The sequence below is a fragment of the Streptomyces sp. NPDC057474 genome, from assembly GCF_042802555.1.
Lineage (GTDB): Bacteria > Actinomycetota > Actinomycetes > Streptomycetales > Streptomycetaceae > Streptomyces.
Window position 1 is genome coordinate 49946 of the sequence record NZ_JBHVDX010000024.1, and the last position, 22925, is coordinate 72870.

The 22925-nt window shown below is 69.7% G+C and carries 20 protein-coding genes and 2 pseudogenes; 11 read left to right on the top strand and 11 right to left on the bottom strand.

Annotated elements, in window-relative coordinates; genetic code table 11:
• Positions 1–2 precede the first annotated feature (2 nt).
• The 3 genes from ACFU53_RS09925 to ACFU53_RS09935 are packed head-to-tail and all read right to left on the bottom strand — an operon-like array spanning position 3 to position 3872.
• Positions 3–1058 carry a TniB family NTP-binding protein gene (locus ACFU53_RS09925; protein ID WP_383988442.1) on the bottom strand — a complete coding sequence of 352 codons (1056 nt, stop codon included), beginning with the start codon at positions 1056–1058 and terminating at the stop codon, positions 3–5.
• Complete coding sequence (locus tag ACFU53_RS09930; RefSeq protein WP_383988445.1) at positions 1049–3124, bottom strand: Mu transposase C-terminal domain-containing protein; 2076 nt, start codon at positions 3122–3124, stop codon at positions 1049–1051. The genes ACFU53_RS09925 and ACFU53_RS09930 overlap by 10 nt, the downstream gene beginning before the upstream one ends.
• The gene (locus ACFU53_RS09935; RefSeq protein WP_383988448.1) at positions 3090–3872 is read right to left on the bottom strand and encodes a TnsA-like heteromeric transposase endonuclease subunit; all 783 of its coding nucleotides are present in this window, start codon (positions 3870–3872) and stop codon (positions 3090–3092) included. The genes ACFU53_RS09930 and ACFU53_RS09935 overlap by 35 nt, the downstream gene beginning before the upstream one ends.
• A 264-nt stretch (positions 3873–4136) precedes the next feature.
• Here ACFU53_RS09935 and ACFU53_RS09940 point away from each other — a divergent pair, with 264 nt between their 5' ends.
• The 3 genes from ACFU53_RS09940 to ACFU53_RS09950 all read left to right on the top strand — a co-directional run bounded on the left by ACFU53_RS09940 (position 4137) and on the right by ACFU53_RS09950 (position 5893).
• Positions 4137–4592 carry a helix-turn-helix domain-containing protein gene (locus ACFU53_RS09940; RefSeq protein WP_383988451.1) on the top strand — a complete coding sequence of 152 codons (456 nt, stop codon included), beginning with the start codon at positions 4137–4139 and terminating at the stop codon, positions 4590–4592.
• Positions 4593–4722: 130 nt separating this feature from the next.
• A complete protein-coding gene (locus ACFU53_RS09945; protein WP_383988454.1) occupies positions 4723–5334 on the top strand; it encodes a hypothetical protein in 612 nt (203 codons plus the stop codon).
• 217 nt (positions 5335–5551) lie between these two features.
• Positions 5552–5893 carry a DUF2516 family protein gene (locus ACFU53_RS09950; RefSeq protein ID WP_383988457.1) on the top strand — a complete coding sequence of 114 codons (342 nt, stop codon included), beginning with the start codon at positions 5552–5554 and terminating at the stop codon, positions 5891–5893.
• A gap of 69 nt (positions 5894–5962) precedes the next feature.
• On the opposite strand, the gene ACFU53_RS09955 is transcribed toward ACFU53_RS09950, so the two are convergent.
• The 3 genes from ACFU53_RS09955 to ACFU53_RS09965 form a co-directional block, all read right to left on the bottom strand.
• Positions 5963–7402, bottom strand: coding sequence for a SpoIIE family protein phosphatase (locus ACFU53_RS09955; RefSeq protein ID WP_383988460.1), 1440 nt, complete (start codon positions 7400–7402; stop codon positions 5963–5965).
• 722 nt (positions 7403–8124) lie between these two features.
• Complete coding sequence (locus ACFU53_RS09960; protein ID WP_383988463.1) at positions 8125–9288, bottom strand: NlpC/P60 family protein; 1164 nt, start codon at positions 9286–9288, stop codon at positions 8125–8127.
• Between the two features lie 257 nt (positions 9289–9545).
• Positions 9546–10343, bottom strand: coding sequence for a class I SAM-dependent methyltransferase (locus tag ACFU53_RS09965; RefSeq protein WP_383988466.1), 798 nt, complete (start codon positions 10341–10343; stop codon positions 9546–9548).
• Between the two features lie 221 nt (positions 10344–10564).
• Here ACFU53_RS09965 and mshA point away from each other — a divergent pair, with 221 nt between their 5' ends.
• Together mshA and ACFU53_RS09975 are read left to right on the top strand one after the other, a co-directional pair.
• Complete coding sequence (mshA, locus tag ACFU53_RS09970) at positions 10565–11905, top strand: D-inositol-3-phosphate glycosyltransferase (protein ID WP_383988469.1); 1341 nt, start codon at positions 10565–10567, stop codon at positions 11903–11905.
• Positions 11906–11978: 73 nt separating this feature from the next.
• Positions 11979–12500, top strand: a complete 522-nt coding sequence (locus tag ACFU53_RS09975; RefSeq protein ID WP_383988472.1) for a YbjN domain-containing protein — start codon at positions 11979–11981, stop codon at positions 12498–12500.
• On the opposite strand, the gene ACFU53_RS09980 is transcribed toward ACFU53_RS09975, so the two are convergent.
• Positions 12439–13347 (bottom strand): AraC family transcriptional regulator, encoded by a 909-nt coding sequence (locus ACFU53_RS09980; protein WP_383988475.1) that lies wholly within the window; start codon positions 13345–13347, stop codon positions 12439–12441. The genes ACFU53_RS09975 and ACFU53_RS09980 overlap by 62 nt on opposite strands.
• A gap of 49 nt (positions 13348–13396) precedes the next feature.
• On the opposite strand from ACFU53_RS09980, the gene ACFU53_RS09985 reads away from it, so the two are divergent.
• Entirely contained in the window at positions 13397–13855 is a 459-nt protein-coding gene (locus tag ACFU53_RS09985) for a DUF2000 family protein (protein ID WP_383988478.1), read from the top strand.
• Between the two features lie 30 nt (positions 13856–13885).
• Here ACFU53_RS09985 and ACFU53_RS09990 read toward each other — a convergent pair whose 3' ends face one another.
• A complete protein-coding gene (locus ACFU53_RS09990; RefSeq protein ID WP_383988481.1) occupies positions 13886–15214 on the bottom strand; it encodes an MDR family MFS transporter in 1329 nt (442 codons plus the stop codon).
• A 196-nt stretch (positions 15215–15410) separates the two neighbouring features.
• On the opposite strand from ACFU53_RS09990, the gene ACFU53_RS09995 reads away from it, so the two are divergent.
• Positions 15411–16172, top strand: coding sequence for a phosphoglyceromutase (locus tag ACFU53_RS09995; RefSeq protein WP_383988484.1), 762 nt, complete (start codon positions 15411–15413; stop codon positions 16170–16172).
• A gap of 78 nt (positions 16173–16250) precedes the next feature.
• On the opposite strand, the pseudogene ACFU53_RS10000 reads toward ACFU53_RS09995, so the two are convergent.
• A pseudogene (locus tag ACFU53_RS10000) lies at positions 16251–17030 on the bottom strand (tyrosine-type recombinase/integrase); the annotation flags it as partial.
• On the opposite strand from ACFU53_RS10000, the pseudogene ACFU53_RS10005 reads away from it, so the two are divergent.
• Positions 17028–17564, top strand: a pseudogene (locus ACFU53_RS10005) (GNAT family N-acetyltransferase); the annotation flags it as partial. The pseudogenes ACFU53_RS10000 and ACFU53_RS10005 sit on opposite strands and share 3 nt — an antisense overlap.
• 200 nt (positions 17565–17764) lie before the next feature.
• Here the strand turns inward: ACFU53_RS10005 and ACFU53_RS10010 are convergent.
• Positions 17765–18217: a hypothetical protein gene (locus tag ACFU53_RS10010; protein WP_383988487.1), complete on the bottom strand. Its 453-nt coding sequence runs from the start codon at positions 18215–18217 to the stop codon at positions 17765–17767.
• A gap of 251 nt (positions 18218–18468) precedes the next feature.
• Between ACFU53_RS10010 and ACFU53_RS10015 the strand changes: the two genes are divergently transcribed.
• The 3 genes from ACFU53_RS10015 (at position 18469) to ACFU53_RS10025 (ending at position 22410) form a co-directional block, all read left to right on the top strand.
• Positions 18469–18942, top strand: coding sequence for a hypothetical protein (locus ACFU53_RS10015; protein WP_383988490.1), 474 nt, complete (start codon positions 18469–18471; stop codon positions 18940–18942).
• Complete coding sequence (locus tag ACFU53_RS10020; RefSeq protein ID WP_383988493.1) at positions 18939–21902, top strand: tetratricopeptide repeat protein; 2964 nt, start codon at positions 18939–18941, stop codon at positions 21900–21902. The genes ACFU53_RS10015 and ACFU53_RS10020 overlap by 4 nt, the downstream gene beginning before the upstream one ends.
• A gap of 277 nt (positions 21903–22179) precedes the next feature.
• The gene (locus tag ACFU53_RS10025) at positions 22180–22410 is read left to right on the top strand and encodes a hypothetical protein (protein ID WP_383988496.1); all 231 of its coding nucleotides are present in this window, start codon (positions 22180–22182) and stop codon (positions 22408–22410) included.
• Positions 22411–22575: 165 nt separating this feature from the next.
• Here ACFU53_RS10025 and ACFU53_RS10030 read toward each other — a convergent pair whose 3' ends face one another.
• Positions 22576–22875: a hypothetical protein gene (locus tag ACFU53_RS10030; protein WP_383988499.1), complete on the bottom strand. Its 300-nt coding sequence runs from the start codon at positions 22873–22875 to the stop codon at positions 22576–22578.
• Between the last annotated feature and the right edge of the window lie 50 nt (positions 22876–22925).

The following is a 22925-nucleotide window of genomic DNA, read 5'->3' on the forward strand; positions in this document are numbered from 1 at the left end:
GGTCAGCCAGTGCGGGGCAGAGAGGCGGTGCGTCCGCGGGTGGAGGACTCGCTGCTGTGGTCGATGCGGATGTTCTTGATCGTCGTCCGGGTGATGCGCTCGGTTCCGTCCAGGATCGCGGAGATCGCCGCCGCCCGGATCAGGTGGGAGAGGCTTCCGATCATGCCGCCGGTGCGCTGGTGCAGGTGTTTCGCCATCTTCACCAGGGTGTTCGGCTCATGCCGGTGGAGACGGAGGGTGTTCTCCATCGAGGCGATCAGGGACCGCCACTCGGCGTTGAGAGGGAAAGGGCCGGTGCGGATGAGGACGCAGCGGCCGGCAAGCTGCTTGCCGCGGATCCCGGTGAACAGCCCCGATTGTTCGACGTTGATGCCGGCATAGACGAACGTCGCGGGCAGGTGCTCGGTGAAGTACTTCAGGTGGTCGGAGAGGTCTTCCCCGGCGATGGTGGCGTGGTTGAGCAGGTGGATCTCGTCGACCAGGACCAGGTCCGTGCGGGCCTCGATGAGCACCTGGCAGACGGCGCTGGTCACGTCGATGGTGTTGTGCCTCGGGCCGATCACGGGCAGGCCGAGGAAACGAGCGAACTCCAGGGCGAGTTTGCGCGGGGACCCCTTGGGCGGGGCGGTGATGTAGACGACCGGGATGCGCTGGCTTCCCGGGTAGCGCTGTCGGACGCGCAGTTCGTGCAGGCGGCCGAGTTGCTTGAGCGCGGTGGTCTTCCCGGTGGTCCACTCCCCGGAGACGATGAGCCCGCGGCGGGCGCCGTGCTCACGCTGGTTGAGCAGGGTCAGCAGTCGCCCTTGGTGGGCGATCTCCTTGACCGTGGACGTGCGCACGACCTGCAGTTCGGAGTGGTAAGCGATGCGGGCCTCGTCGTAGGCGTCCCGCGTCGGCGGGCTCAGCGCCTGCCACTGCTGCTCTGGCAGCAGGTGGAAGACGGCCGGGTCCTCTTCGACGAACCGGCGCCAGCCCTCCAGGCGCGTGGACGGGTCCGTGCGGTCCTCGACGGGCTCCAGCCCGTCCTCGCCTTCCGGCTCCGGCGTGTTCACCACCACCGTTCGGCCTCCTTTCGTGCGTCGAAGATCTCCAGCGGGATCACGTCGGCGAGTTCGTCCTCGTCCGTCTCCACAGGCTCGGCGGCGGGCTCTTCGGCCGGCTCGTCGGGCCGGGGCCAGGAAGGTTCGGCGGTGGCCCGGGTCCGGGCGGCAACCTTGCGGCCCCGGCGCGATGCGCGAGACGCCTTCGCGGGTTTCTCCTCCGGGCCGTCGGCGGCGCGGTCCAGCAGAGCGACGGCGGCCTCGGCGATCTCGTCCTCGTGCGCCGGGTCGGTGCCTCGCTGGGCAAGGATGCGGCGGGCGTGGTCCCAGGCCAGTTCGCCCATCGGCGTCGGGGCGGTGCGAAGGTGCCGCCAGACGGCGGTGATCCAGCCGCCTTCGCGGTGGTTGCGTACCCAGACGCGGGAGATGTCATAGGGGTCGTAGTGGACCTCCCAACCCCGCTCGTCCTGGCCGGCACCGGACGGCTGACGGCGGAAGGGGTTCAACTCCGCACTGTCGTAGGTGCGGTGGCCCAGACGGATGCCGTAGGAGTTGATCCTCCGCCGGCAGCGGGGCAGCAGCTCGACGTACTCGTCCGGGCTGAGCGCGACCGGGACGTGCCCGGCCGCCGCGACCAGAGCGGCGTACTTCTCGTTCGGACTCAGCGCCTTGCCGGGCATCAGTGGGTCCCGCAGACCGTCGTGCGGACGGTTCTGCCAATGCACGATCCACTCCTGCAACAAATCCTGGAGCCGGTGGATCGTCCAGACCGCTTCTGCGGCCGGATCGGTGCCGCGATGTTCGGTGCTGCGTCCCTTGTAGCCGGGAAGGTGCTGGACGAACATCGTGGCCACCGAGCCCAGCGTCGTCTCGATATGCGGCTTGTCGGTCGGGGTGTCGGGGTGGGCGGGCTGGAAGGAGATGCCCAGTGCCTGGCAGGCCGAGCGGAAAGTGTCGGAGATGTAGGCCTTGCCCCGGTCGCAGACGATCGTCTCCGGCGTGATCACCGGAATCGCCGCGGCGTGGGCCAGCCGTTCGTCCAGCGCCATGAGCGATGCGTGCGGCAGCACCGAGCGGGACATCCGCAGCGCGTCTGCCCAGCCCGGCCGCATCGGCTCCGGTGTCATCGCCCGGGCCAGCAGCAGTGCGGCGTCCACCGCCTTCGTCGACGGCCGCAGCACCGCCGCGGCCAGCGTGCGGGTCGCGATGTCCACGATTCCCGTCAGCTCGACGGTGTCCACCGTGCCGTCGTCGTGAACGACCAGCACATCCAGCGGAGTCGAGTCGATCTCCATCACCTCGCCCGGCCGGGCCGCGGTCAGCTGGCCGAACATGCCGTCCGGCTGCTTGGCCAACGAGCGGCGGGTGCGGGCCGAGCCCAGGGTGTGCCGCCCAGAGCTGACCGCCTTCAGCAGCCGGTAGAACGCCGTGCGCGACGGCAACGGCACCACCCCGGGCCCGTGCTCAGCCTCCAACTCGCGTTCCATCCGACGTCGCAGCACCTGCGCGGAGACCGTGGACCTGCCCGTCTGCTCGTCCACGACCCTGCGCAGGGCCTCGACCACCCGCCGGTCGGCGCGGCCCGTGCCGTCCGGGGCGGCCCGCAGCCGCGGGTCGACCAGGCCCAGCACTCCTTCGTTCTCGAAGCGGCGCCTCATCCTCTGGATCAGCGCCAGAGACGTGGCATGCCCGGCCGCAGCCAGTTCGGCAGCCTTGGTCAGCTCCCGCTGCCGCAGCGATTTCACCGAAGGGTCGTATTCGGCCCGCACCGGGCCCTGCGGATCGTCCAGCGGACGGCCCGTGAGCATCTCCACCAGGTGCCGCTGCCACCACTCGGCCCGCTCGACTGCCTGCGCCGGAAGCCCCTCCAGCACCCCGGCGGCCGGGACCACCGCCCGCACCGAGGCGGGGGTGACCACCTCGAAGCCGGTGGAGGACAACAGATGGGCCAGCATCACCACGCTCGCCGACTGTGCCTCGTCGACCAGCCGGACAGCGGTCCCCTCCAGCGCGGCCACCGTGTGCACACGTCCGTCGAACCGGACCACATCACCCGCTCGCAGCAGCCGCGGACGCGACGGCATCCCCGCCCCCTTCCCCCGCCATGCCGAGCCGGACACGCGAGTGAGCCGACAACAGGCCGGCCTCCAGATCCACGGCCAGAACCCGGCGCCAGAGCAGGTGGAACAGCACCGGCAGCACCGCGATCTGATCCCCCACCCGCCGGGCCCCGGCCAGCAGATCGCCGCCGTCGGCGAACACCTCCACCAGACGGGCAGCGACCTCCGAGCGGTGCACTCGCGGATGCCGGTAGCCGGCCAGCCACCGCACGTTCGCCATCTGCACCGCCTCCGGCATCCCCACCCGTTGGAAGTCCCAGCCCACCGCCCGGCAAGCCACCGCCGTCACGGCGAACTTCGTCGCGTCATCCGGCTCGATCCGCTCGTCCGGACGCACGTCCACCACCAGGCCCGTGCCGTCGGCGCGGCGGACGAAGAAGTCCGGCGTATGCCGGACCCGCTTCCCACCCGCACCGGCCCATGACAGCCGGAACGGCTGCGAAGCCATGCCCGTCACCAGCGGATCGAAGTCGAGCAGCATCAGGCGGTCGCGCTCCAGCCACGACTCATAGCCCACATGCCCGCCGCAGGTCGCCGACCAGTACCAGCCGCACCAGTTGCCCTGGCCTCGGAAAGCCGGGAACCGGCGCTCGGGCCGTACCGACTCGAACCGCACCGGCCACAGACGTCCCAAAGACCCCCGCTCGCGGACCCCAGTCGCGCTGACGTACTCCAGCTCAACGTCCTCCGCCGACACCTCGCGCACATCCACCCGGGCCTCCGGTACGACGCCGACCAGCCATTACGACCGTAGAAGCGCCGTGACCGCCGTACCTACACAAGACCGGAAACCTCCGGAACTTGCCTACACATGACCGGGACCCAACCGCACATGCCTACAGAAGAGCGGGACTGCCTACATATCGCAGAGACAGGACAGTTATCGCTGCGAGTCACATCTCAGTCACAAGTGGTCTAGCGCACTTTTGCAAGCGGGTGCTTGCAAAAGTTAGCGGGGGTGGGGCATGGTGGAGGCATGGCAACGCTCAACGTCGGCAATCTCGGTGAGTACCTGCGTGAACAGCGGCGAAACGCGCAGCTGTCGCTCAGGCAGCTCGCCGACGCCGCCGGGGTGTCCAATCCGTATCTGAGCCAGATCGAGCGCGGGCTGCGCAAGCCGAGCGCGGAGGTGCTGCAGCAGGTCGCCAAGGCGCTGCGTATCTCCGCCGAGACGCTGTATGTGCGAGCCGGCATTCTCGACGCCGAGCGGGATCGCGACGAGGTGGAGACGCGCGCCGTCATCCTCGCCGATCCCACGCTGAACGAGCGGCAGAAGCAGGTGCTGCTCCAGATCTACGAGTCCTTCCGCAAGGAGAACGGGTTCGAGATCGACTTCGGCGTCGGCGTGGCGACGGAAGCCGAGGAACCCTCGGCCCCCGGCCCTCGTACGGCCGACGACGGCGATGCCGGTCCGCGGCAGACGGCGAGTTGATGACTTCGACGGCTTCGACGACCTGCACGATCTCGATGACGCGGCCGGCTCGGGCGATTCGACGGAGCCTTCGCACGCGGACCGGAACGACACAAACCCTCAGCTGAAAGCAACCCGGAGGACCATCACCATGGCCATCACCGACGACATCCGCAAGGCCGTCACCGACCCGACGCCGTTCTACTTCGCCGCCGGCACCGCCGACCTCGCCCTCCAGCAGGCCAAGAAGGTCCCCGGCATCGTCGAACAGCTGCGCGCCGAGGCGCCGGCCAGGATCGACGCCGTACGCCAGGCCGACCCGAAGGCCGTCCAGGAGAAGGCGACCGCCCGGGTCAAGGAGACCCAGGAGAACCTTCAGACCAAGGTCACCGAGCTCATCGGCACCCTCGACACCGACCTGAAGAAGCTCGGTGAGACCGCTCAGGACCTCGCGCTGCGCAGCGTCGGCGTCGCCGCCGAGTACGCGGTGAAGGCCCGGGAGACCTACGAGAAGGTCGCCGAGCACGGTGAGCAGGCCGTGAAGACCTGGCGTGGCGAGGCCGCGGAGGAGATCGAGGAGCTCGCGATCGCCGTCGAGCCGAAGTCCCAGCCGGTCGACGTCAAGGACGAGCCGGCGGCCGCGAAGCCGGTCCCGACCCAGGCCGCGCCCGCCCCCGCCCCCGCCGCCAAGAAGACCGAGCCGAAGAAGGCTCCGGTGCGGAAGCCGACGGCCGCGAAGAAGACCACCCCGCCCGCCAAGTAAGCGGCAGGGCGCGCTGCCGAGTGGGCGACATAGCCGACGGAGAAGTCGGCGACAGAGCGAGAGGTACCCGTGTGGTACCTCGTGGTACGGAGACGGGCCGGGCACCTTTGGGGTGGCCGGCCCGTTCTACGGGTACGGTGGCCGCGTAGGAGTCGGTATCGGTGCGGGACACCGGCCGGCAGTCGGAAGAGCGAACGGAACGGGCGGTGTGGGCGGCATGCTGATGACGGGCTTCGCGGGGTTCCTGGGACTTCTGAAGATCGTCCTGATGGCTCTCGCCGCGTTCGGGCTGTTCGACGCGGCGTTCCGGCGTGAGGACGCGTTCCGCGCGGCGGACAAGCAGTCCAAGGTGTTCTGGCTGGTCATCCTCGGGATCGCCCTCGTCGTGAGCTATCTGTTCCATTTCCTGTCGTTCCTGCCGATCATCGGCGCCATCGCCAGCATCGTGTACATCGTGGATGTGCGGCCCGCGGTCAAGCAGGTCTCCGGCGGTGGGGGTGGCGGCCGCCGCGGCTCCAGCAGCGACGGTCCGTACGGGCCGTACAACGGCGGTCGGTGACCTCGACCGAGGCCGAACGGGTGGAGTGAGCCGGGGCCCGGCTCCCCGGTCAGTCCCCTCGGTGAGGTGTCAGCCTTCTCGGTCCAGCAGGAGGACGGCCACGTCGTCGGTCAGTTCGCCGCCGTTGAGGTCGCGGACCTCGTTCACGGCGGCGCGCAGCAGGTCCTCGCCGCGCAGGCCCTCGGCGAGCTGGCGGCGGACCATCTCCACCATGCCGTCCTGGCCCAGCCGTTCCTTGCCCTGGCCGATCCGGCCCTCTATCAGGCCGTCGGTGTAGAGCATCAGACTCCAGGCGGCGCCCAGTTCGATCTGGGTGCGCGGCCAGCGGGCGTTCGGGAGCAGCCCGAGGGCCGGGCCGCCGTTGTCGTACGGCAGCAGCTCGGCCGGCGGGGTGATCCGGCCGCCGCGGCCGTGGCGGGCGATCAGCGGTGACGGGTGACCGGCGAGGCAGAGTCCCGCGCGGCGGCCGTCGGGAGCGATGTCGACCGTGCAGAGCGTCGCGAAGATCTCGTCGCTCTCGCGCTCGTGCTCCAGGACGCGCTGGAGCGTGGACAGCAGTTCGTCGCCGCACAGCCCCGCGAACGTCAGGGCCCGCCAGGCGATCCGCAGCTCCACACCGAGCGCCGCCTCGTCGGGGCCGTGCCCGCAGACATCGCCGATCATGACATGCACGGTGCCGTCTGGGGTGCGGACGGTGTCGTAGAAGTCGCCGCCGAGCAGAGCGCGGGAACGGCCCGGGCGGTAGCGGGCGGCGAACCTCAGGGACGAGCCCTCCAGGAGGGGCGTCGGCAGCAGGCCGCGCTCCAGGCGGGCGTTCTCCTGGGCGCGCAGCTTGGACTCCGTGAGCCGGCGCTCGGCCGTGTCCGAACGCTTCCGCTCCACCGCGTAGCGGATCGCGCGGCTCAGGAGGCGGCCGTCCAGTTCGTCCCGGAAGAGGTAGTCCTGTGCGCCGACCCGTACCGCCTCCGTGCCGCGTTCTGTGTCTCCCGAGTCGGTGAGGGCCAGTACGGCGTGGCGGGGAGCCAGTTCCAGGACGTGTTTGAGGACGGAGAGTTCGTCGTCGGGCCGGTCGGCCGCTTCGGTGTCCGCGTCGGTGGGGCGGGCGGGGGCCGGAAGGGCCAGGTCCAGGAGGATGCAGTTGACGTCGTCGGTCAGCAGCCGCTGGGCCTCGGTGAGGTTGCGGGCGGTGCGGACGCGGATCGGCTTGCCCGTGGAGTCGAGCAACTCGGGCACGTTGAGGGAACCCGCCGGGTCGTCCTCGATGAGGAGCACCGTCAGGTTGGTGGGGCCCGGCTGGGCGGCCGGTCCGGTGAGGCCTGCCGGGCTCATGGTGCCGGGGCCGGTGGGGCCCGTCTGGCCGGCCGGGTTTGTGCGGTTGTCTGCAGGGGCCAGGGCCGAGGCGTTCAGGGCCGCCCCCTCTCCGGACGGGCCGCTGGGCGCGGACACGGCGTGCGCCTGACCACTCTCCACGGCCGGGATCGCTCTCTGCCGCGGTACGGGTACGGGCATCGTCTTGGGTTCCTTCCCTCCCCCCGAGGGCACGACGGGGCGAGGGACCTCGACCCACCGACGGGGACCTTAGCGTCAGGCGCCGCCGCAACGGAATGGTGGGCGGGGCGCCGGGCGGCAATCGGCCGACGTCATATGCCGCATCCTGTACCGCACTTGGACATGGCAGGGCTTTCTCCTGAGATGACGAATGTCACGCGGCTGAGGTTGAGCCCGATGGGGAAGGTGGTCAGAGTCACGTGGGGTGGGTCACGCGGGTTCTGCCGGGTGCCGGGTGCCGGGTGCCGGGTGCCGGGTGCCGGGCCGGAGGCTGGGGTGAGGCCGGGGTGAAGCCGGGCCTGGGGGTGGGTTGCGGTCCTCGTTCGGCTGGCCCAGGTGGATTTCGCCCCCGCCGCCCTTACCCTTCCCATCCCCAGGGGCTGCCGCCCCTTCGACCCTGCCCACTCGCGCCCGGGTCCGCCGGGCTCCGCCCCGGACCCCGCCAGGGGCGCTGCGCCCCCTGGACCCCGCAGTTTTGGTAAGGCACCCGCAGTCCTGGTGAGGCTCGCGCAGTTGGTGAGGCTCGCGCAGCTTGGTGGCGACCCTCAGCCCCCGGCTCACGTCCTCGGCTCACGTGTCTTGCTCGTGCGAGCGGCTCGCGTCCTCGGCTCACGCCCCCGGCTCGCGTCCCCGGCTCCCCTCCGGCAAACGACTCCGGCTCGCGTCCGGCTCACGCGTCCGGCTCACGCGTCCGGTCGTACGACCCCCAGAATCTGCATCGTCCCCGCGCCCGCGATCGTCACCTTACGGTTCGGGCGGGGGGCGTGGACTATGGAGCCGTCTCCGAGGTACATGGCCACGTGGCTGGCGTCGGAGTTGTAGATGATGAGGTCTCCGGGGCGCATGTCCTGGATGTCGATGTGCTCGAGCTGGCGCCACTGCTCCTGGGAGGTGCGGGGGATCGTCAGGCCGGCGGCGGCCCAGGCCTGGCTGGTGAGGCCGGAGCAGTCGTAGGTGTTGGGGCCCTCGGCGCCCCATTCGTACCACTTGCCTATCTGGTCCGTCGCGAACTTCACGGCCTTCTTGCCCTGCGGGGACGCCTTGCCGTTGATCTCGTCGAGGATGCCGGAGTCCAGCCACGCGGCCTGTGACTCCTGCGCGGCCGCCTCCTCCAACTGCGCCAGCCGCTCCCGCTCGCCGTCCTCCAGCTGCGCTTCCAGCTCCTGGGCGGCGGCGATCTGCTTCTTGATCTTCTGCTTGGCCTTTTCCTTGGCCTTGCGGTTGGCCTCGAGCTTCTCCCAGCGGGCGGAGGCGTCCTTGGAGTACTGCTCCAAGTCCTGCTGGGTCTGGTTCATTTCGGCGAGCAGGCCCTTGGTCGCCAGCTGGCCCTGGCGCAGGCGGTCCGCGCCCTCCAGGAAGTCCTGGGGGTTCTCGCTCAGCCACAGCTGCACCTCGGGCGGGAGGCCGCCGCCGCGGTACTGGGCGCGGGCCGCGGCGCCGATGAGATCCTGCAACTTGTCCAGCTTCGCGTGGCCCTTGACGACCTCGTGGGCCAGATCGACGATTTCGTCGGACTGCCTGTCGGCCTTCTCCTCGGCCGCGTTGTACGCGTCCGTGGCGACCGCCGCATCGTGGTAGAGGCCCTCCAGCTTTTGGCGTACGGCCTCCAGCTCCTCGTTCGTCACGGGGGTCGGGTCCGTGTCCGGGCTGCTGGAGCTACCTGAACCACCCGAAGCGCCTGAACTGCCTGAAGCACCCGCAGTGTTCGAAGGGGATGGTGTCGGGCTCGGGGACGGCTCGGTCGGTTTCGTCTGGCTCGCGTACGCGGTGACCGGTGCGCCCAGCACGGTCATCGCGCAGACCACGGACACGGCCACCATGGTCAGACTCCGCTTGCCGGCTCCCATACCCCTTGCCCCCAACCCCAATAGAAACAGAAGTGGTTAACCGTCAGTAACTTGCCGGTGCCCGGGTGATCGTGTCACGGCGTCGCGCAATACGACAGAGGCGGGCAACAACTCACTTCTCCCCGTTCCCTCTTGTTTCCCCCTTGCTCTCACCTGCGTGACATCGCTCCCGTCTGTGTGACGAACGGCCCGAGGGGATCGTTCCCGTGCGTCACGCGAATGTTGCCCTGTGTCACCAGTCGGGCTGGAGCGAGTGCTCACCCCCTCGGCGCCAACGCCTCCCACGCCACCGTGACTTCGCCCTGCCGCCAGCGCGGCGACCCGTCCCGTACCGGCCAGTCCGCGCTCAGGGTGCGGACCGTGCGGATCCAGCGCTGGCGGGCGCCGTACGAGGCGTACGGGGCCGCGGCGGCCCAGGCGCGGTCGAAGTCGCGGAGGAAGGCGTGCACCGGTTCGCCGGGGACGTTGCGGTGGATGAGTGCCTTGGGGAGGCGTTCGGCGAGGTCGGAGGGGCGGTCCAGGGAGCCGAGCCGGGTGGCGAAGGTGAGCGTGCGGGGGCCCTCAGGACCGAGCGCGACCCAGACGTGCCGACGGCCGATCTCGTCGCAGGTGCCCTCGACGAGCAGGCCTCCGGAGGAAGAGGGCGTGGCCCGTTCGAGTCGGGCGCACAGGCGCTCCCAGACGGTGGCGACCTCCTCCTCGTCGTACTGGCGCAGTACGTTCGCCGCCCGGATGAGGGTCGGGCGGCCCGGTACCGGCACCTCGAAACCGCCGTGCCGGAAGGTCAGGCCCTCGCACTCGTACGGTTGCGCCGCCGCGACCCTGGCGGGGTCGATCTCGATGCCGACCACCTGGGTGCCGGGCGCTGTCGTGCGAAGGCGTCGCAGCAGCTCGACAGCGGTCCAGGGGGTGGCGCCGTAGCCGAGGTCGACGGCGAGGGGGGTGGCGGCGCGGCGGAGTTCGGCGCCGTGGGTGGCGGCGATCCAGCGGTCCATGCGGCGTAGGCGGTTGGGGTTGGTGGTGCCGCGTGTCACGGTGCCGACTGGTCTTGCCATGTAGTGAGCGTATTCCTACAGGTCGTATGTGGTTGATCGCGCAGTTCCCCGCACCCCTGAAAGTCCGGCGCGTCGGCCCACCGCAAAGCGATCGAACGGTTGAGCGAGATTAGGTAATAATTCTGCAAAGGGGAAATGGAACTGCATCCTCCGGTGTTCCTCCTGCCTAGAGGGACCCCATGCCCTCCTAACGGCATGCCCGGAGCTAGGAGGAACGCCACGTGAGCCACTACGTCAGCAGGCTCGGGCGACGCTCCCCGGCGGGCGCGGCGCGGCTGAGGCTGCACCGGAAGCCGCGTCGGGTCGCGATGCTGTCGGTGCACACGTCGCCGCTGCATCAGCCCGGTACGGGTGACGCGGGCGGGATGAACGTCTACATCGTGGAGCTGGCGCAGCGGCTGGCCGCGCAGAACATCGAGGTGGAGATCTTCACCCGGGCCACGACCGGCGCCCTGCCCCCGACGGTCGAGCTGGCCCCGGGGGTTCTGGTCCGGCACGTCGACGCGGGCCCGTACGAGGGGCTGGCGAAGGAGGAACTCCCGGCCCAGCTGTGCGCCTTCACGCACGGTGTGATGCAGGCGTGGGCGGGCCACCGCCCCGGCTACTACGACCTGGTCCACTCGCACTACTGGCTCTCCGGCCACGTCGGCTGGCTCGCCGCCGAACGTTGGGGCGTCCCCCTGGTGCACGCCATGCACACGATGGCCAAGGTCAAGAACGCGGCGCTCGCCGCCGACGACACCCCCGAGCCCGCCGCCCGCGTCATCGGCGAGACCCAGATCGTCCGCGCCGCCGACCGTCTCATCGCCAACACGGCCGAGGAGGCCGACGAACTCGTACGTCACTACGAGGCCGACCCCGCCAAGGTCGCCGTCGTCCACCCGGGCGTGAACCTCGACCGCTTCCGTCCGGCAGACGGCCGCGCGGCGGCGAGGGCCCGCCTCGGCCTGCCCCAGGACGCCCTGATCCCCCTCTTCGCCGGCCGCATCCAGCCCCTCAAGGCCCCCGACGTCCTGCTCCGCGCCGTCGCCGTCCTCCTCGACGAGCGCCCCGAGCTGCGGTCGACGATGGTCGTGCCGGTGGTCGGCGGGCCGAGCGGCAGCGGCCTCGCCAAGCCGGAGGGCCTGCAGAAGCTGGCCGCGCGGCTCGGGATCGCCGATGTCGTACGGTTCCGGCCGCCCGTCGGGCAGGAGCAGCTCGCGGACTGGTTCCGCGCGGCGTCCGTGCTGGTCATGCCGTCGTACAGCGAGTCCTTCGGGCTCGTCGCCATAGAGGCGCAGGCGGCCGGTACGCCGGTGCTGGCGGCCTCGGTCGGCGGCCTCCCGGTCGCCGTGCGGGACGGGCAGACCGGTTTCCTGGTCCAGGGCCACGATCCCGTCGCCTACGCGCGCGTGCTGCGCGATTTCGCCGACACTCCCGACCTGCCCGCCCGCATGGGCGCCGCCGCCGCCCGCCACGCCGAGTCCTTCGGCTGGGACACCTCGGCCGCCGCCACCGCGGACGTGTACACGGCCGCCATGCAGGATCACCGACGCCACCGGGTGCGGGGCCACTACGGGTGAGCCGTCGGAAGCCCGGACGGACCCGGCATGGGTGACCCGTCGCCCCGCTCGTACCGGCGGGTACGCTCGCCCCATGGCTGACGAAGCGTCGATCATCGAGCAGGTCCTCAACGAGGCCGAGCTGGAGTGGGAGAGCCCGGCACCGGGCAACTTCGTCGTGAAGCTCCCCGGCACCCGCAAACTCTCGACGACCGTCTCCCTGATCGTCGGCCGGCACTCCCTCTCCCTCAACGCCTTCGTGATCCGCCACCCCGACGAGAACGAGGCGGGCGTCCACCGCTGGCTCCTGGAGCGCAACCTCAAGCTGTACGGCGTGAGTTACGCCGTCGACCCGCTCGGCGACGTCTACGTCGCGGCCCGGCTGCCCCTCTCCGCGGTCACCCCCGACGGCATCGACGGCCTCCTCGGCCAGGTCCTGGAAGCGGCCGACGGAGCCTTCAACACCCTCCTCGAACTGGGCTTCGCCTCCGCGATCCGCAAGGAGTACGCCTGGCGCGTGTCCCGGGGGGAGTCGACCCGCAATCTGGACGCGTTCAGCCACCTGACGCGCGAGGCGGCCCGCCCGTCCGGCCCGTCCGATAGCGGCCAGGGGTGACACCCACCCACCGCCTGAAGTGCCGCGTCAGATGCGCCTGGTCGTAGAACCCGGCCACCGCCGCGGCCTCACTGGGCCGAATCCCGTCCAGCAGCAGCCGCCTGGCCCGCTCCACCCGCCGCGACATCAGATACTGATGCGGCGCGATCCCGAAGGCCGCCCCGAACGCCCGTACGAGATGCGCGGGGTGGGCATGCACCGTCCCCGCGGCCTCCGCCAGCGTCACCCCGTCCGCGACCCGCTCGTCGAGCAGCTCACGCAGCCGATGGGCGACGGTACGACCGCCGGGTGCCTGGAAGGGTGAAGCCGCCGCCGGCTTGCGCAGATGCCCTCGCAACCGCTCCCCGACGAGAGCCAGCCGGCTCTCCGCCTCCAACTCGTCCCCGGGCCGCGCGAGCGCCGCGTGCAACTGCCCCACCCGCAGCCGGAGCAGCGGATCCCGGACGTCCGGCTCGTCCACCGCCGCCCCGATGAGACTCTCGTCCAGCGCGCTCGAATCCAGGTCCAGGTACAACACCCGCTTGCGGAAACCCTCTTCAGTGACCGGCGCCCCGTTGTGCGGCACATACGGCGGCAACAACGAGACCGTGTCGTTCGGCGTCCCGTGCTCATGCCGGTCCAACTCGTACCGCACGGCCCCGTCGTCGACGATCAGCAGCGTCCAGACGTCGTGCACGTGCATCGGGTACGCGTACTCCGTGTAGTGCGCGTGGAACACCTCGACGATGCCGGGCACGTGCGGCCGCCAGGCGGAGACTTCGCGCCGGGGGGACGGCTGCCGCTGAGGGGACGGCTGCCGTTGGGGGGACGGCTGTGGTTGGGGAGACCGCTGCCGCTGGGGGCGCATGCAAAGAACGTACAAGACGGGGTCGTACGCCGGTCGGCAGTCTCATCCCATGAACAGCGAGACCTCTGGCGAAACCCCTGTGGACGTGCTCTCCCCTGTCCGCTTCGACACCAAGATCGCCGTCCTCCTCCGCGACGACCTGGAGACCTGGCAGCGCCTCAACGTCACGTCCTTCCTGGTCAGCGGCCTCGGCCCGACCATTCCGGAGGTGATCGGCGACCTGTACGAGGACGCCGACGGTACGGCCTACCTCCCGATGTTCCGCCAGCCGGTCCTCGTCTTCGAGGGCACGAAGGAGGTGCTGAAGGCGGCCCATGCGCGGGCGCTGGCCCGGGCCCTTCCCCGCGCCGTCTTCACGTCCGACCTCTTCTCCACGGGCAACGACCGCGACAACCGCGCGGCCGTACGAGCCGTGGGGACGGGGGAGTTGGACCTGGTGGGACTGGCGGTGTACGGGCCGCGCAACGGGGTGGACAAGGTGGTGAAGGGGGCGCGGATGCACCCGTGAGGGCGGGCGGAAGCATCCGCGAGCGTGTGCTCAGACCGAGCTGGTACGGGCCTCGGCCTCCGGGACCGTACGCGCCTCGGCCTCCGGGACCGCCTTCTCCGCCGGCTTGGCGGCAGCCGCCCGCTCCGGTTCCTGCCCGGCGGCAGCCGCCCCCTCCGGCTCCGGCATCCACCGCATCAACGCCCAGTACCCCACCCCCGCCACGGTCCCGATCACCGCGCACAGCCCCCACAGCCACTCGGCGCCCCAGCGGTCGATGACGACGCCGGACATCAGCGGGGCGACGAGCGCGGCCACGGACCACGACATCGTGTACATGCCCTGGTAGCGGCCGCGCCCCTGCACGGGCGAGAGGCGGACGACGACGCCGGTCTGGGTGGGCGCGTTGACGATCTCGGCGAGGGTCCAGACGCAGACGGTGAGGGCGAAGACCCCGATCGACCCGGCGAAGGCGGTGAGGCCGAAGCCGTACCCGGCGAGCACGGACGAGATGACGAGGAGCCGTCCCGGGTCCCGGTGCTCGATGAAACGGGTGACCGGGATCTGCAGGGCCACGATCAGCACCCCGTTGACGGCGATGGCGAGGCCGTAGTCGGCAGGCGTGAAGCCGGCCTCCCCCATCGCGACCGGCAGTCCCACCGACCCCTGCTGGAAGATCAGCGCAACAAGAAAGGAAAGCCCTACGACGCCCATGAACCGCCCGTCGCGGACCACGGTCCCCAGCCCGACTTCCTCCGCTCCGGCCTTCTCCACCGCCGTACGCTCCGGCCGCGACTCCGGCAGCTTCAGGAAGACGAGGACGGCGCAGGCCAGCGTCATCCCTCCTTCGATCAGGAAGCCGGCGCGATAACTGACCTCGGCGATGAACCCGGCGGCCATGGAGGAGATGGCGAAACCGAGGTTGATGGCCCAATAGTTGAGGGAGAACGCGCGAACGCGGTCCTCGGGCCGGACGATGTCCGCCATCATCGCCTGCACGGCCGGGCGGGACGCGTTGCTGGTCGCGCCGACGAGGAAGGCGACGGCGGCGATCGAGACGGGATCCTGTACGAAGCCGAGGAGCGCGACCGACACGGCCGTGGACGCCTGCGCGATGAGCAGCGTGGGCCGCCGCCCGAGCCGGTCGGCCATGACTCCGCCGCCGAGCGACGAAATGACCCCGCCGAGGCCGTGCAGCGAGGCGACGAGCCCGGCGTACGAGGCGGAGTACCCGCGGTCCAGCGTCAGATACAGCGCCATGAACGTGGCGACGAACGCGCCCAGTCGGTTCACGAGCGTGCTGGTCCACAGCCACCAGAACTCCCGGGGCAGCCCCGAGACGGACTCCCGGACGGCACGTCTGGCAGCGACGAGTGGCATGGAGATCCCCCACGGACGTAAGTGGCTAACGCGGTAACACAACTTACGAACGCGCCAGGGGACCGGGCCACCCAATTAGCAACCCCAGTCAACCGTCGAAGACGAACGGTGTGACGCACAGTGTGGGAAGCTGCCCGGCTGTCCGCCTATCGGCCAGGTGGGCGACGATTCCCGGCCGTCGATTACGCTCGGAGCCATGGCCGACGCACCGTACAAGCTGATCCTCCTCCGCCACGGCGAGAGCGAGTGGAACGAGAAGAACCTGTTCACCGGCTGGGTGGACGTCAACCTCACGCCGAAGGGAGAGAAGGAGGCGACGCGCGGCGGTGAGCTGCTGAAGGACGCCGGCCTGCTCCCGGACGTGCTCCACACCTCCCTCCAGAGGCGCGCCATCCGCACCGCGCAGCTGGCCCTCGACTCCGCCGACCGCCACTGGATCCCGGTCCACCGCAGCTGGCGCCTGAACGAGCGCCACTACGGCGCCCTCCAGGGCAAGGACAAGGCCCAGACCCTCGCCGAGTTCGGCGAGGAGCAGTTCATGCTGTGGCGCCGCTCGTACGACACCCCGCCGCCCCCGCTCGCGGACGACTCGGAGTTCTCCCAGTCCTCGGACGCGCGCTACGCGACCATCCCCCCGGAGCTCCGCCCCCGCACGGAGTGCCTCAAGGACGTCGTCACCCGCATGCTCCCCTACTGGTACGACGGCATCGTCCCCGACCTCCTCGCCGGCCGCACGGTCCTCGTCGCCGCCCACGGCAACTCCCTCCGCGCCCTCGTCAAGCACCTCGACGACGTCTCGGACGCCGACATCGCGGGCCTCAACATCCCGACGGGCATCCCGCTGTCGTACGAACTGGACGCCAACTTCAAGCCGCTGAACCCCGGCGGCACCTACCTCGACCCCGACGCCGCCGCAGCCGCGATCGAGGCGGTCAAGAACCAGGGCAAGAAGAAGTAGGTTTGGTGATCATGCCCCTGAGCTGCGCATACGGCGCGACTCAGGGGCATTTTCATGCCGTGGAACCTCTCTGGAACCTCAGCCCGTGTGATCTTGCGGCCGGAGAGCCTGCCCGAGAGCCTTCCGGGCCCGCTCCCGGCTGCTCGGCATGAGGTGCGCGTACACCTTCAGCGTCAGCCCTGGGTCCGAGTGACCGAGGTACTCCGCGAGGGCCTTGATGCTCTCCCCGGCGTCCAGGAGCACGGACGCGTAGAAGTGCCGTAGCGCGTGCATGCCGTGCTCGCGGGCGGCGGCGTGCTCGCGGCTCTTGGCCTTCGGGATGACACCCGCCTTGGCGAGAGCGGGCTTCCAGTGGTCTTCGTTCAGCGACGTACGCCAGACGTGCCCACCGTTGGGGCCCGTGAAGATGAGCCGCCGCGTCACCGGCTGGCCGTTCGCCCGCATCCAGGGGAGCTTGATCTCCACAGGCGGGAACCGCTCGATGTGCTCCTGTAGCGCCTCTGCCACGGGATCGGGCAGCGGCACGTCTCGGAGCTTGCCGCCCTTCGGGGGCGCGAACACTGCCTTGCTCAGGCTCAGCTTGAGTTGCTGCACCATGTGCACGGTGCCGCTGTCGAAGTCGATGTCATTGACGGACAGCCCGAGGATTTCCCCTTGCCGCAGGCCGCATCCGGCGCCCACGTCGACCATCGGTCGGAAGCGGTCGACCATGGCGGCGCGCATGGCGAAGACGCGCTCAGGCTCCCAGGGGACGACGCGGCGTGCACCGATGGCCGGCGGGGTCACCGTGTGCGAGTGGCAGGGGTCCCGGCGTAGGCACCCGTCCTCTACGGCGGCCGAGAGCACGGCACGCACGTTGCCTTTCGGCAGGAAGCGGCCGGATGGCTCAGCGAGTTGGGGTCTGACCAGTGGAGCCGTCCTTATCCGGCCGACCGTCTCTTGGCGACGATCGAATCTGGCACCGTGTTCATGGTGCGGGACGGAGAGGTGACCTCAGCGACCATCACCCTGACGCCGGATGCGGAAGAGGGATTGTGGTCTGAGCAGGAACTGAGCGAGCCGTCTCTGTTCATCAACAAGCTGACGGTTGCCCGGACGTATGCCGGTCGGAACCTCGGCGGCCGACTGCTCGACTGGGCGGGAGACAAGGCGTTGCGGTCCTCCGTGAAGTGGCTGAGGCTTGATGCCTGGACGACGAACGAGGCACTACAGCGCTATAACCGGCGTCAGGGCTTTGAGCACGTGTACCGGCGTCAGGGCTTTGAGCACGTGCGCACCGTCCGGGAAGGGGTCGCGGTGAACGGCGGGCCGCGTGTCTCGGGATGGCTCGCTCAAAGAGCCGCACACCCAGCCGGCCACGTCTTCGTGGACGAAACGCCCGCTGTGGAATGAGAAAGAAGGGGCGGCCTACGGCCGCGTGACTCTTGGCAGCGCGCTCCGCTCGCGCGCGACGGCCGCTCTAGCCGCTGAGCTCCGTCGCGCGCTTTCGCTGGTCTGCCCGAAGTGTGGCGCTGACCGGTAGGCGGGCGTGACGGGCAGGTGAGAGGTGATGTGACGCGGGTGTCACAGCGGGTCTGCCTGGCCCCGGAGTTCTACGACGTCGGCTGAGCCGGGCGCCGGCCCGTCTTCTCGAAGTTGCAGTCGAGCCCGGCGTCAGGGTCGACGATGAGCCGCAGGCGTAGCTCGCTCCCGTCGGGGACGTAATCCAGTGACTGGATGCGGTTGCCCAGCTTCAGCTCGAGGGTCTGCGGGGTGACACCCTCGACGCCCTCGAAGAGGTACCACTCGCCAGTGCCGTCGACCCGCCGTGGCTCATTTTCTATGCCGTCGGTGTGGACAAGGAACTTCGTGGCACTGACGGTGCCGTCCGCGGCGAGGTCGAGCGTGGCCCCCGTCCCCGCGCAGTCCCCCTTCCAGTGGCCGATGACCTGGTCCCTGGTGACGGGCGGGAGGTCCTCGTCGTCCGCCGGGCCGCAGGCCGTGGCCAGCGCGAGAACCAATGCGGCGCCCACCACGTGCGACGGCCTTCCGTGAAAGGCGACCATCAGCGTTATCCCTCGTCTCTCGGTGACGGGCGGGCGGTCCTTGCCCGGCGCCGCGACGCAGGCTGTGGCCAGCGCGAACCAAACCTACCGTCGGGTTACTTGTTCCCTGGTGTCCGGGCCAGGACTCCGGGGCCTTGTGGGCGGGTGTGAGCTGGTGTGCCGCCCTCGTCGCAGCGGGTCTTCCTGTGCGATTGCGGCCTGTTCTGGAACGGCCACGGGTATTTTGGACGTTTTGGGTTACATGATGGCTGATGACTTCCTACGCTGAGTTGTTCGGAGTCGAGCAGGCCTCGGGGGATCATGTGGGTTCCGAGATCGTGCAGTTGGTGGAGCTGGCGGGGCCAAATCTGTCGACGGCGGTGAGCGCGTACGGGGTGGGTGTGCTTACCCGGGCCGAGGATGCCGCTGTAGACGCGAGGGCGAATCCGGGGCGACGGATCCTGCAGGAGGTGTGGCACCGTCGCGGCGAGCAGCGCCGGGTGGAACTGGAGGCCGCGGTGCGGGACGCCGCTGATGATCCGGAAGGCGGCGACGCGGAGGCGACACTGTGCCAGCAGATCAAGCGTGCCCTGCGGGAGGACGCGGAGTTGCGGGACGAGCTGACGGGGATGCTGTCGACCGCCGGTGCCGGGTCGGTGAACGTGACGGCGTCCGGTGAGCGTGCCATCGCGGCGCAGACCATCGGCACGGCCGTCACCGGTGACAACGTCAGGCTGCGGTGGTGAACAGCGAGCCCATGTCCGGGCACGGCGGCCCGCATGCCGCGGGCGGACGGTCGGTGGCAGCCGACAGCATCGGCGTGGCCATCACCGGGGACCACGCCCGCGTGATCATGGTGTCGGCGCAAGCGGCGCAACGGGCGCAGGAAGTGTGCGCGCCACCGGGTCTGACGAATCTGTCCGGATCTGCGTCTGGGCTGTTCGTCGGCAGGGACGCAGACGTCAAGCGACTCCGGCAAGTGCTCGCCCGCGAAGGCGAGGCCGCGGTCACCCAGGCCGCCTCGGGCGCGCGGGCGATCCACGGGCTGGGCGGTATCGGCAAGAGCACGCTGGCGCTGCACTACGCTCACCGGTACCGCAACTCGTACACGCTGGTGTGGTGGATCAATGCCACCTCGGCGGAACAAATCGTCGCGGACCTCGCCTCCCTAACCGTGAGGCTGTGCCAGGACTGGGCGGCCTCGGCGGACGTGGAGCAGCGGGCGGCGTGGGCGATGCTGTGGCTGCAGTGGCACACGGGCTGGCTGCTCATCTTCGACAACGTCGAAGACCCCGACGTCCTGCGGCACTACTTCGGGACTCTCCCCGACGGTCACCATCTCGCCACCAGCCGCCGGGCCACCGGTTGGCACGCCATCGCCCCGACCATGCCTCTGGGCCTGCTCGCGCCTGACGCAGCCGCCGACCTGCTGTGCGCCATCATCTTCGACGGGCAGCCGCCCACTCCCACCCAGCGCCGCTATGTTGAAGCGCTGGCAGGAGACCTGGGGTATCTGCCGCTGGCCCTGGAACAAGCCGGCGCCTACCTGTACCAGACCGGCAGCGACATCGACGCCTACCGCCACACCCTGGGCTTAATGCTGGCCAAGGGGGCCGACGGGATCAACTCCGAGCGCACCATCGCCCGTATCTGGGACCAGACCCTCACCGTGATCGCAAGACGCGAACCGCTGGCCGTCACCCTGCTGGACACCATGGCGTGGACAGCCCCGGACGACATCCCCCGCGCCCTCCTGGCCTCGCTCGCCCCTGATCCCGTCGCCGTGGACGACTCACTGGGCATCCTGCACGCCTACAACATGATCGCCTTCACCGCCGACCGGCAGGGCATTAACGTTCACCGTCTGGTGCAGACCGTCCTGCGTACTCGAACCACCTTGGAGCCCGACGCCTATCCCCCCGGTCGGCAAGAAGCCGAAAAAGCCGTATGGGTGGCTCTCCCCAATGAGGATGTTCCTGCAACGGAGCACACCGTGCAGTGGGAACGACTGCTCCCCCATGTCATCGCTCTGGCCGAATCCACGCCATCGAACAACCGTGCCTCCCGCACGACCGCCTACGCCTATCACGCCGCCGCCCAATACCTGGACCGGCAGGGCCGCGATGCCCACGCCATCTCCTTGCGCACAGCCGCCCTCGCCCAGTGCGAGCGGGCGCTGGGTGACACCCACCCTGACACCCTGACGAGTCGCAACAACCTCGCCGGCGCCTACCAGGCGGCAGGCGACCTGAAACGCGCCATCCCCTTGTACGAGACCACCCTCGCCCAACGCGAGCACGTACTCGGCACCACCCACCCAGACACCCTGACCAGCCGCAACAACCTGGCCTGTGCCTACCGGGTGGCGGGGGATCTGAGGCAGGCCCTCCCGATGTACGAGACCACCCTCGCCCAGTGCGAACAGGTGCTGGGCGACACCCACCCCGACACCCTGGAAAGCCGCAACAACCTCGCCAGCGCCTACCAGGCGGCCGGGGATCTGGGGCGGGCCATCCCATTGAACGAGACCACCCTCGCCCAGTGCGAACAGGTGCTGGGCGACACCCACCCGCATACCCTGATCAGCCGCAACAACCTCGCCTACACGTACCACGCGGCGGGGGATCTGGGGCGGGCCATCCCCTTGTACGAGGCCAACCTCGCCCAGCACGAGCTGCTGCTTGGCGACACCCACCCCTCCACCCTGATGAGCCGCGGCAACCTCGCAGGCGCCTACCGGGCGGCGGGGGATCTGGGGCAGGCGATCCCGTTGTACGAGGCCACCCTCGCCCAGTGCGAGCACGTGCTCGGCGACACCCACCCCGTCACCCTGCACAGCCGCAACGATCTCGCCGGTGCCTACGAGTCGGCGGGGGATCTGGGGCGGGCGATCCCGTTGTACGAGGCCACCCTCGCCCAACGCAAACGGGTGCTGGGCGACACCCACCCAGACACCCTGGAAAGCCGCAATGATCTCGCCGGTGCCTACGAGTCGGCGGGGGATCTGGGGCGGGCGATCCCGTTGTACGAGGCCACCCTCGCCCAACGCAAACGGGTGCTCGGCGACACCCACCCAGACACCCTGATCAGCCGCAGCGACCTCGCCTACACCTACCAGTCGGCGGGGGATCTGGGGCGGGCCATCCCGCTGTACGAGACCACCCTCGCCCAACGCGAGCACGTACTCGGCGACACCCACCCGCATACCCTGACCAGCCGCAACAACCTCGCCTCCGCCTATGAGTCAGTGGGGGATCTGGGGCGGGCGATCCCGTTGTACGAGGCCGCCCTCGCTCAACGCGAACAGGTGCTCGGCGACACCCACCCTCATACCTTGCAAAGCCGCACCAACCTTGCCGGCGCCTACCGAGCGGCGGGGGATCTGAGGCGGGCCATCCCGTTGTACGAGGCCACCCTCGCCCAGTGCGAACAGGTGCTCGGCGACACGCACCCGCATACCTTGCAAAGCCGCAACAACCTTGCCGGCGCCTACCGAGCGGCGGGGGATCTGAGGCGGGCGATCCCGTTGTACGAGGCCACCCTCGCCCAGTGCGAACAGGTGCTCGGCGACACGCACCCGCACACTCTGATCAGCCGCAACAACCTCGCCCGCGTACATCGTGCCGCTCAAGCCGTACAGCAACCAAGTGCAGCCACCGCAGCAACTGCCCCTGACCAGCAACGTCCCTCAGAGGCTTCAGAGTGATTGCTACGGCCGCCACCGCCCCATCCAGGTAGAGCTACGGATCAGAAGGTTACTGCCACACCAGGAGACGGCTCGGCTCGTGCGAGAACACCCAGGAAGACGTCGGGCACCATCAAGCGTGACGCCGCACGGCGGCCACAGAGTTACGTGCCATGCCAGAACCGCGCCAGCTTTGTGGGGGACCACGGGGAACACCGGGCAACGTTTCAGCGGCAGCCCAAGGTGCTCAGGCCCATAGGGTGATCGCATGGCGCTGCCGCTGACCTCAAATCAATCCGTGCCTGACCAAGAGGCGTTCGCAGCCTTCCTGGCCCAGCTCACCCAGGAGTACCTCCAACATGGGGAGGAATGGGAGAACTCGACGTTGGGGCAGTTCCTGGAAGCACTCACGGCCTGGGTGCAGTCCGGACCCGGTTGGTACGAGCGCCACTTGGGGGAGGCCCTGCCGGCGGAGGGCAACTGGACGTACTTCGCCCACGCACTCAAGGCAGCCACGATGTATGAGTGACCGGCATGCTGAGGAGCGCTGAGACACAGCGGTGGCGGCCGACAGAGACCCGAGTCTGGGCCGTCTCTGGGCCGTCCGACGCTGCTCGGCAGTGGCCACGACGAGGTAACCAGAGCTGAACAAGAGCCCCCTGCCCGCGGGTCACCGCAGGTAGGGGGCCTGTTGCTATGCCGCGCCGTTGATGTCGGGTGCGATGAAGCGGCGGTGTAGGGAGCTGATGGTCGTCTCGGGGGATCCTGTGAGGCCGGCTTCCTGGATCGCGGGGGCGAGGCGTTCGGTGAAGAAGGTCTCGAAGGCCTGCTGGGATTCCCACACGTCGGTGACGTGGAGGCCCTGGTCGTCGAACCAGGCCACGTGTACCTGACCGCCGGCCGCCGGGATCTCCTCCCAGCCGACCGCGTCCCGCACGGTGTCGTACTGGTCCGGAGTCACCTCTGCCCAGTGCATCGACATCACTACAGCCATGCGTACAACCCCCTTGTACTACCGGTGTCGCCATGGGGATGGTTCCATCC

What these genes read in the sequence shown, in the direction of transcription:
- ACFU53_RS09965 (WP_383988466.1), bottom strand. Translation starts at nt 10,343, where the DNA reads ATGGCAAGACCAGTCGGCACCGTGACACGCGGCACCACCAACCCCAAC.
- ACFU53_RS09950 (WP_383988457.1), top strand. Translation starts at nt 5,552, where the DNA reads ATGCTGATGACGGGCTTCGCGGGGTTCCTGGGACTTCTGAAGATCGTC.
- ACFU53_RS10030 (WP_383988499.1), bottom strand. Translation starts at nt 22,875, where the DNA reads ATGGCTGTAGTGATGTCGATGCACTGGGCAGAGGTGACTCCGGACCAG.
- ACFU53_RS10010 (WP_383988487.1), bottom strand. Translation starts at nt 18,217, where the DNA reads ATGGTCGCCTTTCACGGAAGGCCGTCGCACGTGGTGGGCGCCGCATTG.
- ACFU53_RS09940 (WP_383988451.1), top strand. Translation starts at nt 4,137, where the DNA reads ATGGCAACGCTCAACGTCGGCAATCTCGGTGAGTACCTGCGTGAACAG.
- ACFU53_RS09985 (WP_383988478.1), top strand. Translation starts at nt 13,397, where the DNA reads ATGAACAGCGAGACCTCTGGCGAAACCCCTGTGGACGTGCTCTCCCCT.
- ACFU53_RS09945 (WP_383988454.1), top strand. Translation starts at nt 4,723, where the DNA reads ATGGCCATCACCGACGACATCCGCAAGGCCGTCACCGACCCGACGCCG.
- ACFU53_RS09930 (WP_383988445.1), bottom strand. Translation starts at nt 3,124, where the DNA reads ATGCCGTCGCGTCCGCGGCTGCTGCGAGCGGGTGATGTGGTCCGGTTC.
- ACFU53_RS09995 (WP_383988484.1), top strand. Translation starts at nt 15,411, where the DNA reads ATGGCCGACGCACCGTACAAGCTGATCCTCCTCCGCCACGGCGAGAGC.
- ACFU53_RS10015 (WP_383988490.1), top strand. Translation starts at nt 18,469, where the DNA reads ATGACTTCCTACGCTGAGTTGTTCGGAGTCGAGCAGGCCTCGGGGGAT.
- ACFU53_RS09955 (WP_383988460.1), bottom strand. Translation starts at nt 7,402, where the DNA reads ATGCCCGTACCCGTACCGCGGCAGAGAGCGATCCCGGCCGTGGAGAGT.
- ACFU53_RS09975 (WP_383988472.1), top strand. Translation starts at nt 11,979, where the DNA reads ATGGCTGACGAAGCGTCGATCATCGAGCAGGTCCTCAACGAGGCCGAG.
- ACFU53_RS09990 (WP_383988481.1), bottom strand. Translation starts at nt 15,214, where the DNA reads ATGCCACTCGTCGCTGCCAGACGTGCCGTCCGGGAGTCCGTCTCGGGG.
- ACFU53_RS09980 (WP_383988475.1), bottom strand. Translation starts at nt 13,347, where the DNA reads ATGCGCCCCCAGCGGCAGCGGTCTCCCCAACCACAGCCGTCCCCCCAA.
- ACFU53_RS09960 (WP_383988463.1), bottom strand. Translation starts at nt 9,288, where the DNA reads ATGGGAGCCGGCAAGCGGAGTCTGACCATGGTGGCCGTGTCCGTGGTC.